Raw genomic sequence first — 22,755 nt, 5'->3', positions numbered from 1 at the left:
TTTTATTATTAGCCTAAAAGCCTTATTTTCGCCCCCTGTATTTTGATAAAATAATTCCAAATGGCAGTTTTAAATAAGATCAGACAAAGGTCTGTTTTCCTGATTATTATTATCGCTTTAGCGCTATTTTCTTTCGTGCTGGCCGATGTGATTAGAAATGGAGGTTTGAGTTCGGGGAATTCCCAAAATGTGATCGCTACCGTGAACGGTAAAGATATCGATCGCCAGGAATTTGCCCAGCAAGTAGAGAATTTCGAAAGAAATATGGGTGGTAACATGAGTACTACTCAGGCAGTGAATCGTATCTGGGATGAAAGACTTCGCCAGGTGATCATTGAGGAGCAAATCGAAGAACTTGGGATTCGTGCCGGGGACGGCCAGGTGACTAACCTGGTTCGCACGCAAATGGCGAATAACCCAAATTTCCTGAATGAGGCCGGAATGTTCGACGAGAACAGGCTTCGTGAGTATGTGGCAAATCTAAAGGCTTCTTCCCCGCAGGCTTATGAACAGTGGGTACAGTTTACAGATAATCTTCGCGAAACTGCCAAGATCAATAACTACTACACGATGGTAGGTGCCGGTATTGGTGCTACCGAAAAAGAGGGAGAGCTGGCTTACCAGTTTCAGAACAATAACGTGAACCTGAAATATGTTCAGATTCCTTACGACAAGATCCCTCATAGTGAAGCCCAGGTAAGTAAATCTGAAATCAGTGATTACATCAAGTCACACCCGGAAGAATTCAAGAAGGAAGCTTCCAGAAGCATTCAGTATGTGGTATTTGATGAAACTGCTTCAAACGATGACAAGACGGAATCTCAGGATGCTCTTAAAAAACTTCGCGGTGAGCGTGTAGAGTACAACGCGGCGATTAGCGCGAACGATACACTTCCAGGTTTTGACAATGCCGATGACTACGAAGATTTCGTGAACAATAATTCAGATCTTCCTTTTGAAGGGCGTTATAAATTCCGAAATGACCTGAAAGGGGAATACAGTGATACTTTGTTCAACCTGAATGAAGGCGACGTGTATGGTCCTTATGAAGAAAATGGATACTGGAAAATGAGCAAAATGCTCGAGTCTAAGGAAATTCCAGATTCAGTTAAAGCCAGCCATATTTTGGTGGCTTACCAGGGTACGCGCCTTGGTGCCGGGCTTTCCAGAACCAAATCTGAAGCAAAGGAACTGGCAGATAGTATCGCCCGTGTTGTTAAGGCAGATACGGCTAAATTTGCACAATTAGCTGTTGAATTTTCAGCAGATCAAACTGCTCAGCAGAATAATGGAGATTTAGGATATTTTACTCCCGGAGCCATGATTCCTGAATTTGAACAATATGCTTTTGGTGCAAAAACCGGAGATGTTGGAGTGGTGGAAACTCCGCTTGGATACCATGTGGTTGCCGTAAAAGATCAAACAACTCCTGCGAAGGCGGTTAAGATCGCCACAATTGCCAGAGAGATTACTCCTTCTGAAAAGACGATGAACAATCTTTTCAATGAAGTGACCAAGTTTGAGATCGCTGCTGCTGAAGGTGACTTTTCAGAAGTTGCTAAAGAAGGTGGTTATGAAGTCAAGACGGTTCAGGATATGAAAGCTATGGACGAGAACATTCCTGGAGCCGGTGCTCAGAGAAGAATCGTTCAGTGGGCGTTTGGCGAGGATGCGAAAACAGGAGATGTGAGAAGATTCGATACCAATAATGGTTATGTGGTCGCCCAGTTGACTGAAAAGAGTGATGAAGGCCTGATGAGCGCAGAAGATGCTTCTTCTATCGTTACGCCAATTCTTCAGAATAAGAAAAAGGCAGAGATCATTAAATCCCAGATCAAGGGTCAGTCTCTTGACCAGATCGCCCAAAATCAGGGTGTGAGCGTTCAATCGGCTGATGCGATCAACCTGGCGCAACCAACACTTACAGGTGCGGGTAGTGAGCCACGAGTGGTAGGGACTGCTTTTGGATTGAAAGAGGGAGAAACCAGCCAGCCGATTGCCGGTAATAAAGGAGTGTATGTGGTGCAGGTGGTGAGCAAATTCGAAGCTCCAAAAATGGATTCTTACAAACCATTTGCCCAGCAGCAAAGCATGGCTACAAGGGCTCAGGCAACCATGGGTGTTTTTGAAGCGCTCAAAGAGAAAGCTGAGATTGAAGATAATCGTTCAAGGTTCTATTAATAGAAACCGAAAACAATAGAAAAAAGCCCCGCAATATTGCGGGGCTTTTTTTATAAGATCAAATCCTGATATCGGAAAATGGTATGATAATTTTTATTTCGGAAGTAATTTTCTGCTTGCTCGTTGCCTGTGGCCAGAACAAAATCACCACCCCAGCCGCCGAGGCTTTTGATGCTTCCTGGAAAATCCGGAAACAGTTCGTTTTTTACCTGCGGAAGGGCAATTGCCTGCGAGATGAGCGCTTCGTGGGTATTTAACAGTAGTTCGAATGTCGGCAGATCTTCGCACTGCATGATCTGTTCGGTCAATCCGGAAATTTTTTCTACCAGCTTTTGGATCTCGCTCTCCTGAGCCTTATAGCGGGCAATTGCCTGCCTGCTGTTTTGCTTGCGGTTAAGATACACGAAGAACAGCTCGTCCTGGAATGGCGGATTAAAATCGGCCTTGAAAACTGCTGGTTTCCCGGTTCCGAGTTGATAGGTAATAGGTTGGTCATTTGCCGCTGCAGCCAGGTCGTAACCGCTCCCTCCAAACGTATTGGCGAGTAGGTCAAAGGCGTCGATTTCCAGCCACTGCGCTAGGTTGTTGATTAATGTGGAGGAAGTTCCCAGTCCCCAACTTCTGTCAAAATCTAGTCGCGTGGTGATAGTAAAACCCTTTCCGTGGAAAAAACCAGGCTTTTTATCAAAACAGTGATTAAGGATCTGCTCCAGTCTTTCAACCAGCTTCTTTTCTTCCTTATCAGCTGAATGGGCTGCACTCAAAATACCGTTTTCAGAAATTTGCATACGCGTTTCAAACCAGGTGTTGCCATTCGCATCCAGGCTCTTCCATTGAATGATACCCGGACTTCCTGAAAGACTGACTTCCATGCTCTGGCCAAATTTCGTGGGGAGGGCCAGTGCTTTTGCTCCGTCCAGAACAGCATATTCCGCAGTTAAAAGAATTTTTCCGTTGCTCTTAAAGTTCATTGGCACGAAGTTTTTCCAGTTGCTCGATGACGCTGCTGTGAGTGATTGTATGATGGGTGAAGAAATCTACCATTTTTTTCTTCTCTTCCTTGGTGGCCTGGTGCTGGTTCAGGATATTCATCAGGTGCATTTTCATATGTCCCTGCTGGATGCCAGTGGTGATGAGCGATCGCAGGGCGGCAAAATTTTGAGCCAGTCCGGCAACCGCAGCGATTTTCATTAGTTCCAGGGCGTTCGGTCGCTGGAGAATGTCCAGCGCCAGTTTTACCAGTGGATGCAGGCTGGTAAGGCCGCCAACGGTTCCCAGGGCAAGTGGGATTTCGATCCAGAACCGGAATATCCCGTTTTTTATTTCGGCGTGCGTCAGGCTGGTGTATCGGCCATCTTTAGAAGCGAAGGCGTGCACACCGGCTTCCACTGCCCGAAAATCATTTCCGGTAGCCAGAACAACGGCATCGATCCCATTCATGACACCTTTGTTATGGGTCACCGCACGATAGGGTTCCACTTCAGCGATATTCACTGCCTGCACAAATTTCTCAGCGAATTCCTCACCGCTCAAATGACTGTCTCCGCCAAGGTCATCAACTTTGCACGAAACTTCGGCGTAAACGAGGCATTCCGGGACATAATTGGAAAGGATGCTCATGATCACGGTGAGCTGCTCTTTTGGTAAATTTGTTTCCAGTACTTCGGCGAATTTCTCCAGGCAGGAATTGATGAAATTGGCACCCATCGAATCGCGTGTGTCGAAAGTGACAAATAGCTGGAAATATTCTTTGAGTTCTTTTGTTTTGTCTACCAGGTCGATGCTGAGGATGCCGCCTCCTCTTTTTTCCATATTTTGGGTGATGGGCTTTGCAGCTTCCAGCATTTTTGGTTTTAATTGTTCGATGGTTTTCTCCAGTTCGATCCGGTCACCACTATACTTGAAATGAACCTGACCAATTTTCTCGGTACTGATCACGCGGGCTTTGAAACCACCTCTTTCACTCCAGAATTTCGCTGCTTTACTGGCTGCTGCAACCACCGAACTTTCTTCGATGACCATAGGGAGCGTCAAATATTCTTCATTGATCAGAAAATTGGGAGCGAGCCCTAGCGGAAGGTAGAAGTTCGATATGGTATTCTCGATGAACTCGTCATGAAGTTGCTGAAGTTTAGCATCCGCATTCCAGTATTGTTTCAGGACTTTTTCAGCTTCCGGAGAACCTTCGCAAAAATTCTCCACCAACCAGTCGATTTTTTCAGTTTTTGGTAGTTTGGAGAACCCGTTTATAGATTTTGCCATTTTATCATGTTTCAGGATTTCAAAGATACAATTCCTGAATTTACCCGGTTCTGCAGAAAATGGAATTCCCTACCGATATTCCTCAATTTTTTAACACATTGTTAGTATTTAACAGCATTCCATCATCATTTTTTGCCTAAATTTTAGTAAACTTGGCCTTCGTTAAATATTCTCAAATTTTTATGAAGTTCTCGAAACTACTGGTTGCATTTCTTTTTGCAACAACCACTGCGATCTTCGCGCAGGATAAAAAAATTACTCTCGAGGAGATTTGGAGTGGAAATTTTGTTCAACAGCGACTGCAATCGCTTCAGTCTTTAAATAATGGCAGTGAATATGTGGTGCTGAATTACGATCAGGCCAATGGTACCACGAGCATCGATGCGTATAGTTACAAAACCGGGAAACAAACCCGCACAATACTGAATTCGGCTAATCTGGAAGCAATCAAAAATTTCCAGGATTTCAGTTTTAGCAAGGATGAAAAGAAGATCTTATTATCTACGGAAGTGGAACCGATCTATCGTCATTCCAGCCGGGATATTTTTTATGTGTACGATACCGAATCTGAAAAACTTAGCAAGCTTAGCGATAAGAAGATTCAGGAGGCCAGTTTTTCTCCTGATAATTCCAAAGTGGCCTATGTTTATGAGAACAATATTTATTACCTCGATCTGGCAACCGGAAAAGAAACTCAGGTCACTACAGATGGTGAAATCAATAGCGTGATCAACGGGATTACCGATTGGGTTTACGAGGAAGAATTCAGCTTTGTGAAAGCTTTTGCCTGGAACCCAACCGGGGAAAAGATCGCTTACATGCGTTTTGACGAAGCCGGCGTGCCGGAATTTTCAATGGATCTGTTCGGGAAAGATCTCTATCCGCAGCAGGAAGTGTTCAAATATCCAAAGGCCGGAGAAAGCAATTCTAAAGTGAGCCTGCATATGTATGATGTGGCAGGTGGAAATTCCGAAGAAATCAAACTTGGCGACTACAATGATTTTTACATTCCGAGGATCAAATGGACGAATGACCCGATGCTGCTGAGCGTTCAGGTCCTGAACCGTCATCAGAATAACCTGGATTTGATTTTCGTGAATGCGGCTGATAATTCTGCTGCAGTGGTGATGAACGAAACCGATAAGGCTTATATTGATATTACTGATAATTTGACCTTCCTGAGCGATAACAGTTTTATCTGGACTAGCGAAAAGGATGGATGGAATCACATTTATCATTATTCCGAAGAAGGAAAGCTGAAAAACCAGGTGACCAGCGGTAATTGGGAAGTGACCAATTATTACGGCTACGATCCCAAATCCAAAAAGATTTTTTACCAGAGTACGGAAAACGGAAGTGTAAACCGTGATGTTTACTCGATCAGGCTTAACGGAAAATCTAAAACACGATTGACGAACCAGACAGGGACAAATAGTGCTGATTTCAGTGCGGATTTTACCTTTTTCATCAATGCTTTTTCAAATACTGAAACTCCTACGATCTATACTTTGAGAGATTCAAAAGATGGGAAAATCGTACGCGAAATTCAGAATAATAAGAAATTGCTGGAAAAAGAACAGTCATACCAGTTTTCGCCTAAAGAACTTTCTACTATTGAGGTTAACGGCGAGGAACTGAATATGTGGATGATCAAACCGGCTAATTTCGACGCTTCCAAGAAATACCCACTGTTGATGTATCAGTATTCCGGGCCAGGCTCACAGTCGGTTTCCAATTCGTATTTCGGTACGAACGATTACTGGTACCAGCTTCTGGCGAATGAAGGTTATATCATCGCCTGCGTGGATGGTCGTGGAACCGGGTTTAAAGGAGCCGATTTCAAAAAGGTGACTTACAAGGAACTTGGGAAATACGAAGTGGAAGACCAGATCGCGGCGGCGCAGAAACTGGGAGAAAGAGCGTATATCGATGCCAGCAGAATGGGAATTTGGGGATGGAGTTACGGAGGTTTCATGTCTTCCAACGCCATTTTGAAAGGGAATGATACCTTTTCCATGGCCATTGCCGTCGCACCGGTGACAAGCTGGAGGTTTTACGATTCCGTTTATACGGAAAGATATATGCAGACTCCGCAGGAAAATGCTTCGGGTTATGACGAGAATTCCCCGTTGAACCATGTTGAAAAACTAAAAGGCGATTACCTGCTCATCCATGGTGGTGGAGACGATAATGTGCATGTTCAGAATACCATGCGCATGGTTGAAGAGCTGGTGCAGGCCAATAAGCAATTCCGCTGGGCGATCTATCCGGACAGGAACCATGGGATTTATGGAGGCAATACCAGGCTGCATCTGTATACGATGATGACCAATTTTATACTTGAAAAACTTTAAGAACGAATTCAAAATTTATGAATAAAGCAAAGGCAATCGAGAATCAAAAGGAATTATTCGGGCACCCGCTGGGGCTTTACATCCTTTTCTTTACAGAATTATGGGAGCGTTTTTCCTATTATGGGATGCGCGCCCTGTTTACTTTATTCCTGGTGGCTGAAACCACTTCAGATAATCCAGGTTTTGGCTGGACCAATGAAGAAGCGCTGGCATTATACGGCTGGTATACCATGCTCGTGTACGTGTCGTCTATCCCGGGCGGATGGGTGGCAGATAAGCTGCTTGGCCAGAAGAAAACAGTGATGTTGGGAGGAATCCTGCTCTGTATAGGTCACTCGGTGCTGGCTTTTGATTCTGAAATTTCTTTTTATATCGGTTGTCTATTTATCATTCTTGGGGTTGGAGGTTTAAAACCGAATATTTCCTCGATGGTAGGTGGATTGTATAAGCAGGGCGACGAACGTAGAGATCTAGGTTTCTATATTTTTTATATGGGAATTAATATTGGTGGTTTTCTGGCCCCTATTCTCTGCGGAATCCTGGCTCAGAAATACGGGTGGCACTACGGTTTCGGTCTTGCCGCTATCGGGATGTTCCTTGGTCAGGTCGTTTACATCTGGGGGCAAAAGCATCTGAAGCATGTTGGAAATCTTATTTCCCGAAAAAATGAAGCCGATAAGGCCATTCTCGATAAACCACTTACCAGCATCGAAAAAGATCGAATCAAGGTCTTGTTATTGTCCTTCCTGCTCATTATCCTTTTCTGGGCTGCTTTCGAACAGGCCGGAGGTCTAATGAACTTATATGCACAGCAAAAGACCGATCGTACGATCTTCGGAATGACCATTCCGGCTTCCGTATTCCAGTCGGTTAACTCCTTCTTTATCATTACGCTGGCAACAGTGGTGGGAAGATTCTGGTACAAATGGAAACAAAAAGGTAACGAAGCTTCTTCCATTTTTAAAATGGCAGTGGGGATTATCATCATGGCCTTAGGGTTTGGATTCATGAGTGCCGCTTCGGTTCAATTCGAAGAAACAGGTTCCTCGGCCATGTACTGGTTGATTCTGGCTTATTTGTTCCATACTATTGGAGAATTGTGTGCGTCGCCGGTTTCCCTTTCTTTTATTACCAAACTGGCTCCGCTGAAATATGCTTCCATCATCATGGGGCTTTACTGGGCCGCTACCGGCTTCGGAAATAAAATTGCCGGTCTCATCGGGGAATCTGCCCAGTCATTAGGAGATTTCGAAGTTTTTACGGGTATCCTGGTGATCTGGTCTTTGATCGGGGTGGTGGTGATCCTGCTTCTGAAGCCTTTAAAAAGATTGACTCATGGAGCGGAAGATGCGACCATGGAAGAAGGAATTCCAGAAGAAACAACGGTGGAATAATCTAAAAAACTTACAGCAATGGATATAGCATTATGGTTACTGATCATTGGTTGGATATTCGTACTACTATGGGTGCCGTTCATTATTTACACCAATAAAAAGTCACATCCCAAAGCGCTTTTTGTTCTATTCTTTGCTGAAATGTGGGAACGTTTCTCCTACTACGGGATGCGGGCGCTGCTGGTGCTGTACATGACGAAAGTCCTGTTCATTGACCTGGCTCAGAATGTCGCGGAATCCCAGGCTTACGGGATCTATGGGTCTTACACCGCAATGGTCTATCTCTTCCCGGTTATTGGAGGTCTGGTGGCCGATAGGCTGCTGGGTTTCAAGAAAACGATTATCTGGGGAGGTATCCTCATGGCGCTAGGTCATTTTACCCTTGCCTTACAGGGAATTGAAAACCTGGAAGGGAATATGCCGTTTTTCTTTGCAGCTTTGTCGCTGATCATCGTAGGAAACGGTTTCTTTAAACCCAATATCAGTTCTTTCCTGGGAACTTTCTACGAAACTGATGATCCAAGAAAGGATGGAGCTTTTTCCATTTTTTATATGGGGGTTAACATCGGGTCATTCCTGGCGACACTTACCTGCGGTTACGTAGGTCAGGAAATCAATTGGCATTACGGTTTCGGCCTCGCCGGTATAGGGATGATGCTGGGACTGATCATGTTTTATCTCGCTTCTAAAACCAATATGCTTCAGGGAAAAGGTGGAGAACCTGAAGAAGTTACCGCCGGAGATCGAAAATTGTTTGGAATGAAACCAACAATTGCGGTTTATGCCCTGTCGCTGCTGGCAATTCCCGTTTGTGCTTTCATGCTTGATTTAAGTGACTTTATGGCGGGAGCCCTAATCGTCATTTCATTGGGGATCATTGCGTACCTCATATTCCAGGCTGTTACCAATAAAAATAAAGTGGAGGGCCAGCGAATACTTGTAGTTGTCGTATTATTCTTTTTTCATGCTGTTTTCTGGGCGTTGTTTGAACAGGCCGGAGGTAGTTTAACCATTTTTGCTGATAAAAATGTAGACCGGTTGGTTGGTGGAACCGAAATACCGGCCTCCCTTTTTCAAAGTTTGAATCCGTTCTTTATCATGGTGCTGGCGCCGGTTTTCTCCTGGTTGTGGATCACTTTGAATAAAGCCGGAAAAGAGCCAAGTACACCCATGAAATTTGTGCTGGGACTGGCACAACTGGCACTAGGGTTTGCCGTGATCGTCCTGGGAGCGAAATTTTTTGCTTCGGGAGACGGGCTTGTCCCAATCGTTTTCCTGGCGCTAATGTATATGTTGCATACTATGGGGGAATTATCACTTTCACCCATCGGTCTTTCGATGGTAACCAAATTATCGCCTGCTAAGATCGTAGGTTTCGTTATGGGAGCCTGGTTCCTGAGTATCGCGCTTGCCAATAAAATGGCTGGTTTGATCGGTACGCTTACAACCAGTGAGGCAGTAGATGATAATACACCGGCAGCCGTGACACTTGGCATTTATTCCAATACTTATTTCATCTGGGGAGTTTGCGTAGTGGGCGGTGCCGCCTTACTTTTATTAGTTTTGGTACCTTTGTTACGGAAGTGGATGCATGGAATTCATTAAATTTGGGAATGAATTTTGTTTAACACGAGAAAAGGAAAAATGATGAAGAAAATTTTTGTATTGTTCGCGCTTCTATTGATTGCAGCTGCATCGCAGGCCCAGGAAATTAAATGGATGAGCATGAACGAAGCGCTTGCTGCACAAGAAAAGAACCCAAAGAAAATTTTTGTTGATGCATACACTACCTGGTGTGGTCCCTGCAAAATGCTGGATAAAAATACGTTCGGCAATAAAGACGTGGTCGAATACATCAATGAAAACTATTATGCTGTAAAGTTTAATGCGGAAGGAAACGAAACGATTCAGTATCGCGATAAAACCTTTAAAAATCCCTCTTTTGACGCTAACAGAACCGGGCGCAACAGTGTTCACGAATTTGCCCTGGCCATGGGGGTAAGCGCTTATCCTACTATGGTCTTTTTCGATGAAAAAGGAGAATTCCTAAGTCCGATTAAAGGGTATATGACTCCTAAACAATTGGAGATTTTTCTGAAGATCTTCGCGACCGATGATTATAAGACGGTCAAAACCGAGGAAGAATGGAAGAAATACCAGGAAGAATTCAAAGGGACTTTTTCCAGCTAGGTTAATCGCAATTTAAAATATAAGCTCCCTTTTCGGCAATCGCATGAAAAGGGATTTTTGCTTTTAGGGCCGTTCGTTTCCACCTGTCCTGGAAAGCCGGATAGTTACCGGCCGAAATAATAAGCTCATCGGGTTGCATTTCGGAAATGAGTCTGTCCAGGTTGATTTGCGGCGAATTAGTGAGTATGATCGCTTTGAAATGAACTTCGGAAGGTGTGTAAAGAGCGGCGCTATCCAGGATCAGAAAATTTTCCTCACAAAAGCTGAAAGTGTTTGGTAAATCTTGCATTTCCTGTATACGATTTTCACGGTGGTAATTCTGAATATTTTGATCATACAGTGAAAACTGTCTCGTTAGCAGCTGATGTTGTTTTTTCAGAATTATTTGATCGTTGTAGTTATCCAACACCAGTAACTGATCGGGGGTATTTCGGAAAAGTTGACACAAACAGATCACTTGAAAAACCAGTATTGAAAACAAGAATCCAATAACAAACCTGGAAGATTTTGAATAAAGCAGTAGGATCAGCAAAACCAAAATTCCATATGCACTCAGCAGTTGTAATTCCGAAAATGGAATGTCCTTCCAGATAAAGTTTTCCATGGAGGCAATTTTAAGAATGATCCAGTTCATGACCTTTAAAAGTTCACCGAGACCAACCAGCAGGAAACCGGGAAGCAGTTGAAAACTGGCTAGGATCACAACCAGAAAACCATAGATCAGCACGATTGCCAGGATAGGAATGATCAGGATGTTGGTGAGCAAAAACAAGCCCGGGAACTGATGAAAATAATATAGCGACAAGGGCAGGATCGCCAGTTGCGCCGCGATACTTACTGAGACCAGTTTCCAGAAATATTCCAGGGCTTTATGGGCAGGATGAACCAAATTTTCAATTTTCGGCTCGAAGAGAATAATTCCGAACACCGCAAGATAACTTAGCTGGAAACCAACCTGCAAAATATAATAGGGATTCAGCAGCAGTAGAAAAAAGAGGGAAACCAGAACGCTTTGGACCACGCGGGTTTTACGGTTCAACTGCATTCCTATAGCGATAAATGAAAACATGGCGGCGGCACGCACAACTGAAGGACTGAAGCCTGTTAGAAGTGCGAAGAACCACAAAATGATCAGGATTAAAATTATCTTCAGGATCTTCCCGTGTTTCAATTTTTCCAGAGGTTTCAGCAGAAAATTCAGGAAAAGCAGGAGTATTCCAATGTGTAGCCCGGAAATGGCCAGAATATGAACCGCGCCGGCCGCAGCATAATTTTTGTAGAGCTGTGTAGAGATTTCTGATCTTTCGCCTAACAGCAAGGCTTTCAGGATGGCTGATTCCTTGGATTTCAGGCCTTTGTTTTCCAGGTTTTTGATTACTTTCTTCCGAAGACTTTGAAAGGAAAAGTCGGTTTTTGGCAGGTAAAAGAGTTCCGCTGAAGATTTCAGGTAGCTTACTCTTTCAATTTTCTGGTTCTTCAGAAACCTGGAATAATCGAACCCACCAGGAATGTCATTTATAACGGCTTTGGTTAAATTATCGGGAAGTAATATGTGATTTCCTGGCTGAGGAAGCGTATCAGTCCCTTTTGGCAAATGCAGCAGGACTTTTCCCTGTATATGTTCCGTTTGATGGTTCTCATAGGTGGCTTCGATTTCTAAGAGGTAACGAAAATATTTTTCGGTTGGTTTCCATTCCTCTAAAACTTTAGCCTGAAGCACTTGTTTCTGTCCCTTTTTATGGATTACGTGGTCCGGGAGATGTTCCGGCATGGACATACTGGTAGCAAAAGCTCCGAGGAGAACCACAACGATAGCCATATTGAATGCAAACCAGTGGTCATCAAAAACCAGCTTTCGACTTCGGAAAAAACTGAAAACAAAAGTAGCGAGACCAATGAACAGCAACAGTGCCAGCATTTGAAGGTCCAGGCTGAAATTAAATGCCAGAATGATCCCGGAAATGAGATAAAAATTAAGCCTAAAGAAAATGGAATTCAGACTTTTCAAGCGCTGTGATTAACCCGCTGAAGATAAGTAAAAAATCACATGACCCGGCGGGCCATAACAAAATTTTGGTTCCAGTAAGGTTCTGACAGTGAGGAGATAATAACTCCTGCCGAAGTGGTAGAGTGTATGAAATAAATATCGTTATTTTCCACATTTATTACGAGTCCAACATGGTTGATGACCTTCTTGTTCTTGTTGGTTTCAAAAAACAGCAGATCGCCTTCGGCTACTTCCCGTAGGAATAATCTTTTTCCCTGAAGCGACATCGCTCTCGAGGTACGCGGAAGGGAAAGACCCTCTTCCTGAAAACTAACGTATATCAGGCCGGAACAATCCATTCCTTTTTTGTCGGTTCCGCCGTAACGATACTTTACTCCTTCGAATTTTTTTGCGTTTTTGATCACTTTGAAAGCTACTTTGCTGGCAGGTTCTGCATTTTCATCAACTTTATAATCGTTGATGGGTGCAGGGTTGTCACGAGATGATTCTTTTTTTGTGGTAACCACGTGATGTTTTGCCCCGCAGGAGCTGAGCGCGATCGTTAGTAAAAGGAGTAAGATTTTTCCACGCATATTAAGAACTGATTTTTTGATAGATCAATTGAGCTGTTTTCGCGCTGGCACCGGCTCCTCCCAGTTTTTGCTCCAATTCGAAATACTCATGAAATATTTTCTCCCGAACAGCAGGTTGCAGGATCTTTTCCAGTTCTATTTTCAGGTTTTTTGCCTGGAAATCATGTTGGATCAGTTCCTTCACGACCTCACGATCCATGATCAGGTTCACCAGGGAAATATAATCAAGATTGATGATTCTTTTCGCGATATGGTAAGAAATCGTGCTGCCTTTGTAGCATACGACTTCCGGAACCTTGAACAGTGCAGTTTCCAGTGTTGCGGTCCCCGAAGTGACGAGTGCCGCATGAGCCAGGCTCAGCACATCGTAAGTTTCGTTCATGACCAGACTGATATTTGATTTCTTCAGGAAATGCTGGTAGAACTCGCGATCCTGACTGGGCGCACCTGCGATGACGAATTGATATTCCTTAAAATCTGAAGTAATGCTAAGCATCACCTCCAGCATCTTTTCAATTTCCTGTTTTCGGCTTCCGGGCAACAATGCAATTACCGGACGTTCGTCTAGGTTATGATTTTTTTTGAATTGCTGGATATCCAGTGAAGGGCGGGCCTCAATGGCATCGAGCAGTGGATGCCCCACAAAGTGCACCTTAAAATCGTGTTTTTCCGTGTAAAATTTTTCTTCAAACGGGAGTATCACGTACATTTCATCTACATCCCGCTTGATTTTTTTGATACGGTTCTCTTTCCAGGCCCAGATCTGCGGAGAAATATAATAATGAGTTGGAATAGACTGTTTCTTGGCCCATTCCGCAATACGCATGTTAAAACCTGGATAGTCTATAAAGATAATGGCATCAGGCTGAAATTCGAGGATGTCTTTCTTACAAAAACTGATGTTTTTCAGAATAGTCCGTAAATTCATCAGCACTTCAGCAAAGCCCATAAAAGCCAATTCCCGGTAATGCTTTACAAGAGTGCCTCCCTGAGCGGTCATGAGATCCCCGCCCCAAAACCGAAATTCGGCATTGGAGTCTTCTTTTTTCAGGGCCTTCATGAGGTTGGAGGCGTGCAGGTCTCCAGAGGCTTCTCCAGCGATTAAATAGTATTTCATTTACAGGAATTTTACGATCGCAACGACCACGGCAACTGAAATAGTTGCTAAAAGTACGCCTCGTGCATGATATGACTGTTTCTTCTTCAGAAAAACGAAGAACGGCAAAAAATTCAAAACCGCTCCCAGAGCGATGATCTTACTGAGGTAGTGATTTTGCCAGGCATCTGCCAGGGTGGCATCGATTCCTGCTTTTGAAAAGAGGGCCACGTAGAGGAAAACTCCTGCGATATTCGCGGCAATACCCGTTAAAAATCCTATGAAAATTTGCTGTTTAATCATTCAGAGACCAGCTGCTTAAATCTTTTATCACATGGTGCGCGGTAAGATCGAACTGTACCGGCACGACCGATACATATCCTTCTTCCAGCGCTTTTTCATCAGTATCCTCACCATCATCTTTATTGACGAACTTTCCGGTAAGCCAGTAGTAGTCACGCCCCTGCGGATTGGTTCTCTTATCGAACTCCTCTTCCCAGTGTGCGTTAGCCTGCCGGCAAATTCTGATACCTTTTATTTCTTCGGAAGACAATTTTGGGAAATTCACATTTAAAACCACCCCTTTCGGGAGCCCGTTTTTAATCACATTTCTGGTGATCGTTTTGATGTATTTGCGAGTGGGCTCAAAATCAGCATTCAAAGAATAATCCAGGAGGGAAAAGCCGATGGCGGGAATGCCTTCGATGCCGGCTTCTACCGCCGCGCTCATCGTTCCTGAATAGATGACGTTGATAGACGAGTTGGAACCATGATTGATGCCGCTCACGCAAAGATCCGGCTTTCGATGCAGGATTTCCTGGGTGGCGATCTTCACACAATCGGCCGGAGTACCCGAACAGCTATATTCCTTATGCTTGTAATTTTCCTTGATGGTCACCTGCTCGCAGAAAAGGGTGTCGCTAATAGTGATGGCGTGACCCATTCCGCTTTGCGGGCTATCTGGTGCTACGACCACCACATCTCCAATTTCTTTCATCACCTCTACTAAGGTCCTGATTCCCGGGGCGGTGATGCCATCGTCGTTAGTTACCAGGATAAGCGGTTTTTCCTTGTTCATCTGCAAGATTTGTTTCTGCTAAAATAAGAATTTCAGAAGGAAAGCTTATATTAGTGGTTCGACAAAAAAATGCTGATATTTATAGGTGTTGGCACAATTTTTAATACAATATTGGTGTTAACCACACGATGAGGAAATTAAAACGAGTTATGAAAAGGAACTTTAAAATCTTGGCAGTAGTGTTACTTATGGCTGCAGCTGCCTGTAGTTTTACTACCAAAACCTTCAGTGACCCCAATAAAGACAAGCTTTTGATAGATTTGATCACTTATGTTCTGAACCAGGGACATTATGATGCAAAAGATATCAATGATAGTTTTTCTGAAAAGGTTTATGACAATTACCTGGAAAATTTAGACGGAGCCAAAAGATTTTTCTACAAAAAAGATGTAGAAGAATTTAGCGCTTATCGAGATAAAATTGATGACCAGATTGAAGAGAAACAGATCGAATTTTTCGATCTTACCTACAACCGCCTGATCGAAAGAGCCAATGAAGCCAAAGCACTTTATAAGGACATCCTTGCAGAGCCTTTTGATTTTGCCGAAAATGAGGAGATCAATACCGATTATGATAAGCTGGATTTTCCTGCTAACAAGGAAGAAATGCGCGATCGCTGGAAAAAACAGCTGAAGTTCAACACCCTGATCAATTATTATGACCTAAAACAGGATGAGCAGACTAAAAAAGCCGATTCTTCTGATTATGTCATGAAAACCGATGCAGAACTGGAAAAGAAAGCGCGCGAAGCAACAAAATCGAACCTGGACAATTATTTTGATTTCACAGACGACCTGGAAAGGGAAGATTATTTCTCGCTGTATGTGAACGCGATCGTGGAAGAATTTGATCCGCATACCTATTACTTTGCCCCTCAGGATAAAGACCGATTCGATATCGCTATGTCTGGAAAACTGGAAGGAATTGGAGCCAGGTTGATGAAAGACAGTGATAATATTACCATTTCTGAAGTGATTTCCGGAGGACCCGCCTGGAGAAGTGATGAACTTGGTGAGGGAGATGTCATCCTGAAAGTGAAACAGGAAGATCAGAATGAAGGTGTCAGTATCGTAGGAATGAAACTGGATGACGCGGTAGACCTTATTAAAGGTCCAAAAGGAACCAAAGTAACCCTTACGGTACGTAAAAAATTAATGGGAAATATCGAAGATGTGACCCTCACCCGTGATGTGATCGAAATTGAGGAAACTTATGCGAAATCTTCCATGGTAGAGAAAGACGGGCGAAGATTTGGGGTGATCAACCTGCCAAAATTCTATTTTGATATGGAAGATTACAACCAGAGAAATGCCGCTTCAGATATTAAAAAAGACATTATCCGTCTGAAAAAAGAGGGAATGGAAGGATTGGTACTAGACCTTAGAAACAACGGTGGAGGTTCACTCAAAACTGTGGTTGATATTGCCGGGATGTTCATCAAAGACGGCCCGATCGTTCAGGTGAAATCTAACGGCGAACGCAAGGAAGTACTGGAAGATGAAGATCCGAGCATCGTTTGGGATGGTCCTTTGGTGATCATGGTTAACGAGCTTTCTGCTTCTGCTTCAGAAATTTTAGCGGCCGCCATGCAGGATTATAAACGAGCGATCATTATTGGTAGTAAACAAACTTACGGTAAAGGAACGGTTCAAAACGTGATCGACCTGAACCGTTGGTTGAGGAATAATGATCTTGGTGATATGGGCGCGCTGAAGATCACCACTCAGAAATTCTATCGAGTTAACGGTGGTTCCACCCAGCTAGAAGGTGTGAAGAGTGATGTGGTGGTGCCAGATCGTTATAGCTACGTAGATATTGGTGAAAAAGACCAGGAAAACCCACTGCCTTGGGATAAGATCGATGCGGCAAATTATAAAATTTGGGATGGATATGTAGATTTTGATGAAGCCATTTCAAACAGCAAAAAGCGCATGAGCGAGAATGAACAATTGAAACTGATCGATGAAAATGCCAAGTGGATCAAGCAGCAAAGTGAGGAAACCAGCTATTCTCTAAATTATAATCAGTATGCTGATAATGCTGAAAAGGAAAAGCAAATGGCCAAACAGTTCGATGCTTTAAAAAATTATAAAACCGATCTAACGTACACTTCTTTGCCTTATGAGCAGGAATTGTTCACCTCTGATACGATTCTGAAAGAAAAGCGGGAACGCTGGCATGAGAGCCTGAGTAAGGATATTTATATGCAGGAAGCGATCAATGTTTTAGAAGACATGAAAATGAACAATATTAAAAGAGGCAAATTGGCCGAATCTAATAGAAATCCTGATATGAATAATTAGGATAGAAAAATATAATTATTTCAAAGCTGCTCTTTTGAGCAGCTTTTTTAATACCTGAATCTTATGAAATGGATTGGTTTAGTAATAGTAGCTGTCTTTTGCTCCTGCGCAAATGAGGTTAGAGAAGCCGGGAAATTTAAAACAGTTATGATCAAAGCTACGGGAGAAGATGAAATTGTTCCAGACGTGGCAAAATTCCAGATCAGACTGGAGTGTCTCAGATCAAAAGTCAATGATTCTCGGGAATGTCTAGTAAAGCAATCAAATGATCTGGAAGCTAAATTAAAGAGTTTTGGTATTGAAGAGAAAGATCTGCTTACGACCAATATTGATCTTCAGAAGCGATATACCTGGAGGAATAATTCTCAGGTTTTTCTTGGGTACGCCGCAACCACGAATCTGCTTGTTACGGTTCGTGATCTGGATAATATGGATAAGATCTACACCGATTTGATCGATGATCAAAACATCAATATTTCAGGCTTGACATACGAGCATTCCAAGATTGATAGCCTACGAAATGAGGTATATGTTCAGGCAATGAATAATGCCAATTCATTAGTTGAGAAATTGCTGGAAAAGCTTCCGGAAGATCATTATGAAATTGTTCAGGTGGGCAATACCCAGTTAGAATCATCTTCTGCAGATAGGATCTATGCTTCCCGGGATATGGAAATGAAGGTTATGGCTGAAGAAGTGCAGTATGAAAGCAAGAATATTTCCTTTAGCCGAGGTACATTGCCGGTAAAAGCCACTATTTTTGTGGAATATTCCATTGACTAATGAAAAGAAAATACATCTATCCCTTTTTAATATTACTGGTCGCTGCAATTTTACTGATGGTTGATAAATGCTCCTAAATGGTAACAGGAAGCTTTTTTAGAAGGAAAGTCTTTCTGAATCCAGCTTGATGAAAATAAAGAGCAGTATGGTGAAACCCCAGAGACCGGAGCCTCCGTAGCTGAAAAATGGCAATGGAATTCCCACCGTTGGAAAAACGCCTAAAACCATCCCGATGTTCACCAGGAAATGGATGAATAAGATGCCAATAACCGAATAGCCGTAGATGCGGTTAAACTGTGATTTTTGTCTTTCTGCAAGGACCAGAAGTCTAATCAGCAGGAACACGAATAGAATGACCACACCGGCACTTCCGGCAAAACCCCATTCCTCTCCTACGGTACTAAAAATATAATCGGTATGCTGTTCCGGCACGAAATGCCCTTTGGTCTGGGTGCCTTCGGTCCAGCCCTTACCCAGCCATCCGCCGCTTCCAATGGCGATCTCACTCTGGTTGGTGTTGTAGCCAATTCCGCGGGCATCCACCTCTTTTCCGAGGACGATATTGAAACGGTCCCGGTGTCGTTGCTCAAAAACGTTTTCAAAGATGTAGTTTACGGAAAAGCTCAAAACGATCGCGCAAATGGCAAAAGAAGTGATCAGGATTCTGCCAGGTCTTTTCTTTCTTTTTCTGAAAAATATAAGCGCTCCTAAGGCCAGAACACCGGCTGTGACATACATTGGTCCCACCAGCAGTGTCAAAACGAATACTGCGACACCTGAGAGTCCTGTCACCAGGTAAAATCCAGAGAGCCCTTCGCGGTAAAGCGGAAAAAAGAAAGAGGCATACACCAGCGCCGATCCCGGGTCTGGTTGTGGGATGATGATAAGCGCCGGTAAGGCAATAATGATAAAGGCTCGAACCTGGTGGCTCAATCGCCTGATATTGGTTTGAATATCACTGAGATATTTTGCCAGGGCCAGCGAAGTGGCAAATTTGGCAAATTCAGAAGGTTGTAATCCAAAACTTCCGAAGCTGTACCAGGAGGTGGCCCCGGAAATGGTTTTTCCGAAGACAAAAAGGCCGGCGAGCGATAAAAGGGAAATGATATAGATCACACTGGAAAACCGCTGGTAGAATTTCGCTTCTACCGAAAGAATGATGACGATCAGGAAAATGCTCAGGCCTATGAAAAGTGCCTGTTTCCCGTACGGCTGACTAAAATCCAGGAAGGAACCACTGGTGCTTCCCAACGATGCGGAATAAATGTTCGCCCAACCGAAAAGCACTAAAATGAAATAAAGAAGTATGGTTATCCAGTCGAAGCCTGCGCTGCTTTTCGCCATTTATTGATTGATTATAAAAGGTTCTCCACTTAGCGGTTTCGCGTATTCATCTTCCAGGCTATGGTTTAAAATCCAATCCTCCAGGTCGGTGCGGGTAATAGTGCCTTTGAGATATTTCTCGATCATCAAACTGGCAATCCTGCCGGCGTAGCGGCTACCCCAGTACCCGTTTTCAACAAATACGGCGATGGCGATTTTCGGTTTATCAACGGGAGCGAAAGCTACAAAGATCGAGTGATCTGTTAGCTGGGTCCTTTTTCCGTTGATCTTGGTGTAGTTTTCTGCAGTTCCTGTCTTACCCGCAATCTCGATACCAGGAATCTGTAAGGTAGAAGCGGTTCCGGCTTTATACACCTGGTGCATTCCTTCCACTACCGGTTCAAAGTTAGCAGGATCAATGGTAGTATGATGTTTTGTGGTAAAATCTTTGATTTCAATGTCTTCTCCATCGATCTTTTTTAGAATATGAGGCGTGTAATACCAGCCACGATTTCCGATGGTTGCTGCCATATTTGCCAGCTGAATAGGTGTCATCAGCACTTCTCCCTGGCCAATAGCATTTGAAAGCGTGGCAGTTGCATACCATTTGTAAGTTGGGTAATCATAAATCTGGTTATAATAATCAGAATTCGGGATCTTCCCAGGCTGCCCGGTGCTTAAATCGTTACCCATATATTGTCCCAATCCGAAACTCTTTAAGTGGGCATTCCAGACGTCGATTCCCTCTTGCGAAGTCGGATATTTTTCAATAATTCTTCGGTAGACATTGGCAAAATAGGCATTACATGATTGCGCGATACCGGGAATCATGTCCAGCGGACTCGAATGCGAGTGGCATCCAAGTTTTCTTCCGCGACCATACACATATCCATTATGGCAGGCGAACCGGTCGTGAGTGTCTACGACACCTTCCTGCAATCCAATTAGAGCATTTAATGTCTTAAAAGGGGAGCCGGGGGGATATTGCGCCAATAAAGCCCGGTCATATAGCGGCTTGGCGATAGAATCGTAATACAATTCAGTGAAATTGGCCGATCTCTTACGGCCAACGAGTTTGGCGGGATCATAAGTAGGAGCGGTGATGAGCGCCAGAATTTCCCCACTTTCGGGTTCGATCGCTACGATCCCTCCACGTTTGTGCTGCATGAGGCGGCTGCCATAGGCCTGCAGGTCATTGTCTACCGTAATGGTGAGATCCTGTCCTTTTTCGGGAAGCGTGTCGTAAATTCCTTCTTTGTAAGGTCCAATATCGCGGTTAAACCGGTCTTTCTGGATATATTTCACTCCCTTTACGCCACGCAGGATTTCTTCATAAGTACTTTCCACGCCGGCACGCCCCATCAAATCTCCGGAAATATAATACGGGTTTTTGTTGATGATTCCCTGGTTCACTTCGGCGATATAACCCAGCACATTGGCGCTATGGTCAACCTGGTAATCCCGTAAAGATCGCTTCTGAATATAAAAACCCTCATAATTCCGCATTTTCTCCTGAAGTACGGCGTATTCACTTTTAGTTAACTGCGGAATGACGACAGAAGGTAACATTGGAGAATAAATTCGTGCTTTATCCAGTTTGGTTTCCAGCTGCTCGCGAGTCAAATTCAGAATACTGCAGAATTCAGTGGTGTCAAAAGGTTTTAGATTCCGAGGAATAACCATGACATCGTAAGAAGGCTGGTTGGAAACCATCAATTCCCCATCGCGATCGTAAATATACCCCCTTTGCGGATAATCATACACCACCTTGATCGCATTATCCCTGGAACGAATAGCCAAAGAAGTATCAATAACCTGTAAATAGAAAAGCCTGCCAATGAACAAGAGGCCGGTGGTTAACACAGTGATGTAAAGCAGAAACTTTCTCATCTATATTTCCTGGTGAAAAGTGTAAGACTCAATAATATCAAAATGACGGTAAATATTCCTGAAAATAACGTTTTTTTCAGGATCAATATTATATGACTTACGCTGAACATTTCCAAGGAAAAAAGAACAAAATGATGGATGAGTACCATCAGAGAAATATAACTGAGTTTTGCGCCAAAAGGGGTGTTGGCCAGCCTGATATTCTGGTGGTCATAACTTACTCCAAAAGAGAAACGCAGTAAGTTAGGGCGCACGAATGCCGCAACCAGGCAGGCAGCCGCATTAATGCCTCCACTGTCTTCAAAAATATCGATGCTTAAACCCAGTAAAAAGGCACAGAAAATAAACAAAGTCTGATTTCCTGTAAACGGAAATAATAGCAGGAACAGAACGTACAGATACGGGTTGATATACCCAAGGAAATTGATGTTGTTCAAAACCAGCACCTGAAGCAGGATCAGGAATACAAACCGCAGGACATTATTTACGATGCTACTGTTCATTTTCCAGTTCTTTGATTTCTTCTTTATTCAGGTTCTCGATCACGTACACGTAACCAATATTGGTCATGTCGTTAAAAAGCTTAATCTGGATCGTATAATAACTTTGCGTCTGGTCCAGTTCGAAACTCTCAATACTTCCAATCGGCAGGCCTTTTGGGAAAATAAGTGAGCGACCACCGGTGATGATGGTGTCTCCCTGCTGTACCGGAGCCTGTCTCGGCACATCGATGAGCTGTACGGTGTTCGGATCTTTACCGTTCCACATCAAACTTCCGAAGTGGTTCGTATTTTTAAGTTGCGCATTGATCCTTGACCGACTGTTCAGAATGGAAATTGCCCGGGAATAATTATTATTAGTGCGATCGATGATTCCAACGATCCCCTGGCTGGTGATTACACCCTGTTCTTCTCGAATTCCCGAATTTTCCCCGCGATTCAACGTGAGGTAATTATCGGGTTTATTGAAATTGTTATTGATCACCCTGGCTGTGCGGAACTGGTAATTCCCTTCAAAAGACGTGCTGTCCAGTTTTTCTTCCAGCGAAATACTGTCGTTCACGTTCAGCAGGATATTTCTGAGCTGTTTGTTCTCTTCCAAGAGTCGCTCGTTATATTCGTCGAGGTGCAGATACGTATTGATATTGTTTGCCCAGTTATAGACTCCGCCGGTTACAAAATTGGCAGAACTGATGAACCTGCTTTTCTGATAAGAATGATTCTGAATGGTAAGAAACACAGATACAGCAAGCAGGATTAAGAATAAAATCGAATTCTTATTCCGTATAAGAAAATTAAAAATCTGCTGCATAGGTCAGGTT

At 43.5% G+C, this 22,755-nt stretch carries 18 protein-coding genes; 7 read left to right on the top strand and 11 right to left on the bottom strand.

Annotation, left to right across the window (positions count from 1 at the left end; genetic code table 11):
* Positions 1-60 precede the first annotated feature (60 nt).
* Positions 61-2,181, top strand: coding sequence for a peptidylprolyl isomerase (locus tag GRFL_RS05065; protein WP_083643579.1), 2,121 nt, complete (start codon positions 61-63; stop codon positions 2,179-2,181).
* Positions 2,182-2,231: 50 nt separating this feature from the next.
* On the opposite strand, the gene GRFL_RS05060 is transcribed toward GRFL_RS05065, so the two are convergent.
* Entirely contained in the window at positions 2,232-3,152 is a 921-nt protein-coding gene (locus GRFL_RS05060; protein ID WP_083643578.1) for a GYDIA family GHMP kinase, read from the bottom strand.
* Positions 3,142-4,443, bottom strand: a complete 1,302-nt coding sequence (locus GRFL_RS05055) for a hydroxymethylglutaryl-CoA reductase, degradative (protein ID WP_083643577.1) — start codon at positions 4,441-4,443, stop codon at positions 3,142-3,144. Before GRFL_RS05055 ends, GRFL_RS05060 begins: the two co-directional genes overlap by 11 nt.
* A gap of 182 nt (positions 4,444-4,625) precedes the next feature.
* Here GRFL_RS05055 and GRFL_RS05050 point away from each other — a divergent pair, with 182 nt between their 5' ends.
* From GRFL_RS05050 to GRFL_RS05035, 4 genes are read left to right on the top strand one after another with little or no spacing between them, the layout of a single operon-like run.
* A complete protein-coding gene (locus GRFL_RS05050; RefSeq protein WP_083645968.1) occupies positions 4,626-6,797 on the top strand; it encodes a S9 family peptidase in 2,172 nt (723 codons plus the stop codon).
* A gap of 17 nt (positions 6,798-6,814) precedes the next feature.
* Positions 6,815-8,191, top strand: a complete 1,377-nt coding sequence (locus tag GRFL_RS05045; protein ID WP_083643576.1) for a peptide MFS transporter — start codon at positions 6,815-6,817, stop codon at positions 8,189-8,191.
* Positions 8,192-8,209: 18 nt separating this feature from the next.
* Complete coding sequence (locus GRFL_RS05040; RefSeq protein WP_083643575.1) at positions 8,210-9,796, top strand: peptide MFS transporter; 1,587 nt, start codon at positions 8,210-8,212, stop codon at positions 9,794-9,796.
* A 42-nt stretch (positions 9,797-9,838) separates the two neighbouring features.
* Positions 9,839-10,381 carry a thioredoxin family protein gene (locus tag GRFL_RS05035; protein ID WP_083645967.1) on the top strand — a complete coding sequence of 181 codons (543 nt, stop codon included), beginning with the start codon at positions 9,839-9,841 and terminating at the stop codon, positions 10,379-10,381.
* A 1-nt stretch (position 10,382) separates the two neighbouring features.
* Here GRFL_RS05035 and GRFL_RS05030 read toward each other — a convergent pair whose 3' ends face one another.
* The 5 genes from GRFL_RS05030 to surE are packed head-to-tail and all read right to left on the bottom strand — an operon-like array spanning position 10,383 to position 15,135.
* Complete coding sequence (locus GRFL_RS05030) at positions 10,383-12,389, bottom strand: ComEC/Rec2 family competence protein (protein ID WP_083643574.1); 2,007 nt, start codon at positions 12,387-12,389, stop codon at positions 10,383-10,385.
* Between the two features lie 35 nt (positions 12,390-12,424).
* Positions 12,425-12,961: a C40 family peptidase gene (locus GRFL_RS05025; RefSeq protein ID WP_083643573.1), complete on the bottom strand. Its 537-nt coding sequence runs from the start codon at positions 12,959-12,961 to the stop codon at positions 12,425-12,427.
* Position 12,962: 1 nt separating this feature from the next.
* Positions 12,963-14,078 carry a lipid-A-disaccharide synthase gene (gene lpxB / locus GRFL_RS05020; RefSeq protein WP_083643572.1) on the bottom strand — a complete coding sequence of 372 codons (1,116 nt, stop codon included), beginning with the start codon at positions 14,076-14,078 and terminating at the stop codon, positions 12,963-12,965.
* Complete coding sequence (locus GRFL_RS05015; protein ID WP_083643571.1) at positions 14,079-14,360, bottom strand: hypothetical protein; 282 nt, start codon at positions 14,358-14,360, stop codon at positions 14,079-14,081.
* Positions 14,353-15,135, bottom strand: coding sequence for a 5'/3'-nucleotidase SurE (gene surE / locus GRFL_RS05010; protein WP_083643570.1), 783 nt, complete (start codon positions 15,133-15,135; stop codon positions 14,353-14,355). Before surE ends, GRFL_RS05015 begins: the two co-directional genes overlap by 8 nt.
* Before the next feature lie 149 nt (positions 15,136-15,284).
* Between surE and GRFL_RS05005 the strand changes: the two genes are divergently transcribed.
* Positions 15,285-17,438 carry a carboxy terminal-processing peptidase gene (locus GRFL_RS05005; protein ID WP_083645966.1) on the top strand — a complete coding sequence of 718 codons (2,154 nt, stop codon included), beginning with the start codon at positions 15,285-15,287 and terminating at the stop codon, positions 17,436-17,438.
* Positions 17,439-17,585: 147 nt separating this feature from the next.
* Entirely contained in the window at positions 17,586-18,221 is a 636-nt protein-coding gene (locus tag GRFL_RS05000) for an SIMPL domain-containing protein (RefSeq protein WP_158091598.1), read from the top strand.
* Between the two features lie 96 nt (positions 18,222-18,317).
* On the opposite strand, the gene rodA is transcribed toward GRFL_RS05000, so the two are convergent.
* Genes rodA through mreC form a run of 4 tightly spaced genes read right to left on the bottom strand, consistent with a single transcriptional unit; the run spans position 18,318 to position 22,745 of the window.
* Complete coding sequence (gene rodA, locus GRFL_RS04995; protein ID WP_083643568.1) at positions 18,318-19,565, bottom strand: rod shape-determining protein RodA; 1,248 nt, start codon at positions 19,563-19,565, stop codon at positions 18,318-18,320.
* Positions 19,566-21,434: a penicillin-binding protein 2 gene (gene mrdA / locus GRFL_RS04990; protein ID WP_083643567.1), complete on the bottom strand. Its 1,869-nt coding sequence runs from the start codon at positions 21,432-21,434 to the stop codon at positions 19,566-19,568.
* The gene (locus tag GRFL_RS04985) at positions 21,431-21,937 is read right to left on the bottom strand and encodes a rod shape-determining protein MreD (RefSeq protein WP_083643566.1); all 507 of its coding nucleotides are present in this window, start codon (positions 21,935-21,937) and stop codon (positions 21,431-21,433) included. The genes mrdA and GRFL_RS04985 overlap by 4 nt, the downstream gene beginning before the upstream one ends.
* Positions 21,927-22,745: a rod shape-determining protein MreC gene (gene mreC / locus GRFL_RS04980; protein ID WP_083643565.1), complete on the bottom strand. Its 819-nt coding sequence runs from the start codon at positions 22,743-22,745 to the stop codon at positions 21,927-21,929. Before mreC ends, GRFL_RS04985 begins: the two co-directional genes overlap by 11 nt.
* Positions 22,746-22,755: the final 10 nt, after the last annotated feature.

Source organism: Christiangramia flava JLT2011 (genome assembly GCF_001951155.1).
Taxonomy (GTDB): Bacteria; Bacteroidota; Bacteroidia; order Flavobacteriales; family Flavobacteriaceae; genus Christiangramia; species Christiangramia flava.
This window is presented reverse-complemented; position numbering and strand designations above follow the sequence as displayed.